At 40.1% G+C, this 3,526-nt stretch carries 4 protein-coding genes; all 4 read left to right on the top strand.

What is annotated here, in order from left to right:
* The first annotated feature begins 194 nt into the window (after positions 1–194).
* Genes istA through BMX21_RS18910 form a run of 4 tightly spaced genes read left to right on the top strand, consistent with a single transcriptional unit; the run spans position 195 to position 3,392 of the window.
* Positions 195–1,709, top strand: a complete 1,515-nt coding sequence (gene istA, locus BMX21_RS18925) for an IS21 family transposase (protein WP_177174122.1) — start codon at positions 195–197, stop codon at positions 1,707–1,709.
* On the top strand, positions 1,702–2,481 hold the full coding sequence (istB, locus tag BMX21_RS18920) for an IS21-like element helper ATPase IstB (RefSeq protein ID WP_074759267.1): 780 nt from the start codon (positions 1,702–1,704) through the stop codon (positions 2,479–2,481). The genes istA and istB overlap by 8 nt, the downstream gene beginning before the upstream one ends.
* Positions 2,482–2,961: a hypothetical protein gene (locus BMX21_RS18915; RefSeq protein WP_092047043.1), complete on the top strand. Its 480-nt coding sequence runs from the start codon at positions 2,482–2,484 to the stop codon at positions 2,959–2,961. It abuts the gene before it with no gap.
* The gene (locus tag BMX21_RS18910; RefSeq protein ID WP_092047040.1) at positions 2,949–3,392 is read left to right on the top strand and encodes a hypothetical protein; all 444 of its coding nucleotides are present in this window, start codon (positions 2,949–2,951) and stop codon (positions 3,390–3,392) included. The genes BMX21_RS18915 and BMX21_RS18910 overlap by 13 nt, the downstream gene beginning before the upstream one ends.
* The last annotated feature ends 134 nt before the right edge of the window (positions 3,393–3,526 follow it).

The raw sequence follows: 3,526 nt of genomic DNA, 5'->3' as shown, positions 1-3,526 counted from the left end.
GTGTTGATTTACACTTAAAATTGACCCGGATTTAATACTTAAAGCTGACCCACCTAGTGATGAGCCATATGAGGTATAAATCCATTTCGATTATACACTGTACCTTGAAAATTTAATACTTAGAATTGACCCACCTCTTAGATGTTATATAGAATTCTTTCCGTATGTGATCACATATGGAAGGAGGAAAAGAGGTGAAAGATTTGAAAGACTGGGTAGCTGTACATCAAGTTTATAAGCAGACCAAGTCCAAAAGAGCTACAGCTTCTCTTCTCGGGATATCAAGGAACACCGTCAAGCGTCTCTTGGAAAAGACTGAGCCTCCGGTATATAGCCGGAAAAGTTACAGTTCCAAGATAGATCCATTTAAAGAGCAGATCATTGCCTGGCGATGTGAACCATTTTGCTTTAATGGTACAAGGATATTCAGAGAACTCAAGAAACGTGGCTACACGGGAAGCATAGGCCCTGTCTACTATTACTTAAAGAGAGTAGATGAAGATGTTGGTGGCATAAGCCGGAAGGCAACAACAAGGCACGAGAGTCCGCCTGGAGACCAGGCACAGTTTGATTGGAGCGAATATCAAGTACTTATTGGCAACCAATATAAGACCGTTTACTGTTTTGCCATGATACTTGCAGCCTCAAGAAAAAAGGTGATCTGTTTCTCTTTGAGGGAAGATGCTGATGCAATATATGAGGCCGTCCAAGAACTGTTTGACGAGCTGGGAGGTGTGACACTCGAACTCCTGATCGACAATCCCAAAGCATTTGTCATCAGGAACAACCCAAGGTCTGAAGAGGAAATAAAGTACAATCCACACGCTTTGGCGATGGCTACACATCTTGGAGTGGAGTTAAACGCATGCCCTTGTTACTGGCCACGTAAAAAGGGAAAGATCGAAAGACCATTTAACTTCATAGAAGAACAGTTCATAAAGGGCAATAGCTTTGCAAGCATGGAAGATCTCAATTCCAGAGGAAAGTCATTTATCAACGAATGGTGCAATGAACAACATTCCACAACAAAGAGAATTCCAAACCAGCATTACCTGATTGAAGAAAAAGCCACGTTGCAACCATTACCTAAAGAACACTACTTCGCAAGCAGCATGTTTAGAAGAAGGATCAGCCCTGACAGTTATCTTAGTATGGGTGGTAATAAGTACAGTGTTCCCGTTAAATATGTTGGGAAACATGTATTTTGCAGGTTGATCTATGGTTTTAGGATCATGATCTATGACTCTCAGGGGCATTTCATCCAGCATCAGGAAATACTCTATGGACAGCATGCTATACGGACCAATCCCGATCATTATGAGGCAATAGCAAAGAAAGTATCGACGTCAATTCCACAGATAAGAAGAGATTTTACCTCACGTTTCAGTAATGGGAAGTCTTATCTTGAACTGGCCGGTAAAAGATTTGATCAGCCGACTTTTCACGCAAGAAGGATCATGGAACTGCAAGATCTGTATGATGATGAAACACTGGACAGGTTCATTGGAATGGCTATTGATGAAGATAAGCTTGATATCAAATCTTTTAAAACTATGCTAAGAGAATACAATGCGGGAGAAAGAAAGATGCATAAAAGTGATAAGGCCAAGATAGAGAATGCAGATGGAGCCGTTGCACGTGTACAGGCTGAACTGACCAGGGACTGTAGCTATTATGAAGAGTATGCGAAGGAGGTTCTGAATGTTTAACGATACAGAACAAAAAAGCGCATATATCGAATCAAAGATGAAGCAGTTCAAGCTTGTTGATATGCGGCTTCAGTACAGAGACATCATCGAAGAAGCCAAGCAGGAATCACTTGGATATATGGACTTTTTGTTACGGCTCTTAGAGCTTGAAGATAATGGCAAAAGAATTCGTAGAACTGAGAAGCTTCTGCTTAAAGCTGGATTTGACAGTGAATCATCTCTTGATGACATCGATTACAGCTTTAATCCGTGTCTTGATAAGGGCAAGATAGATGAACTTGGAAGGCTGACTTTCTTGCATAATCATGAAAACATAATCATTATAGGTCCGCCCGGAGTTGGAAAAAGCATGATTGCTACAGGGATTGGCAGAAATGCATGTAAACAGGGAAAAAAGGTTCTTTTTGTGAATGCCAAAGAATTGGTAGACAAGCTTTATGATGAAATGCTTGCAGGAAACCTGCAACAAGTCCTGGACAGGCTTAATCGCATCGAACTGTTGATAATAGATGAGCTTTCATACATAAAAATGGACAAAGAAAGAGAGAGCATGTTTTTCCAGATCATTCGCCAACGATACGAAAAAAGCTCCCTCATAATCACCACTAATCTCCCAATGGGTAGATGGGATGAAGTATTTACAGGCCAGCTTGCAGCTACAGCCATACTGGATCGTCTGCTACATCACTGCCACGTGCTAAGTATAACGGGAGACAGTTATCGTGTCAAAGGGTCAAAAATAAGTATTAAAAAACAGAAAGGTACAGAATAGATGAACGAACTAGACGAAAGACAGCGCTTTCTTGAGGAAGAGCTGAAGGAATACGAAAAGAATACAGAGATGAACGAAGAAGAAAGGACAGCCCTGCGTGAATGGGTCGCTTCCGGCAACAGTGTACACGAAAATGGTTGTCTGGCTGAAGATGGTCATGGCAACTACATTGATTTTCTTGATGTTTATAGAGAAGACCAGGAAATTCGTGAAACACTAAGCAAAATGTCACCCGAAGAACAGGAAGAATATCTTGCACAGCTGCGAGGTGAGGATACTATCAACAGCTTAAAAAGAGAAAAACATGAGATGTTCTTTAAACTCAAAGTCTATGAACGTGTTCTCAAAGAATATCATCTTTTGGATGAAGCTAATGTCAGGATTGAAGACGCTCACAAACGTGCAAAAGAAATGGATGCATATATTGAGTCTATATTAGGTCCGATAGAGGATAGAGGAGAACTATCATGGTTAAAGTGAAAGATAAAAATCTTCCAGAGCTTGCTGGTATATATAATAGCTATGGAAAAGATGCGCTATATAAGCAGCTTAAGGATAAATACGGGATCAAATATCCCGGCTCAACTTTATCCAGAATGAAGACTATCGATACACTGGCGTATGATGCCACTACTGATAGATTCAATGCTGGTTTTTGTGAAAAAAATGCTGATGATATTTTTATGTCAATGGATGAATTATGTTCACAAGAAAAACAGCAAAAAGAAGTTTTAGTAAAGACAGCGCAGGCTATGCCTAAATCAGATGCTATGGACAGGCTAATAAAAGAGCTACTTGGCGACAGACTTCTGGAACTTAGTAGATATGTGATGCTGGATACGCTAAACAGATCCATGACAATAGACAAAACAGCACTTATAGATGCTGGATATACGCTAATAACTCATTAATGGGCGGGTCAATTCACAGTGTAAAAATCGGGATTTAGAAATAAATCTGACCCACCTCTAAAATCGCTAGTTTTGATTTTAAGGTGGGTCAGATTTAAGTATAAAAGTGGGTCAATTTTACTTGACAATCAACA

The sequence above is a fragment of the Butyrivibrio sp. TB genome, assembly GCF_900110805.1.
Lineage (GTDB): Bacteria > Bacillota > Clostridia > Lachnospirales > Lachnospiraceae > Butyrivibrio > Butyrivibrio fibrisolvens_C.
This window is presented reverse-complemented; position numbering and strand designations above follow the sequence as displayed.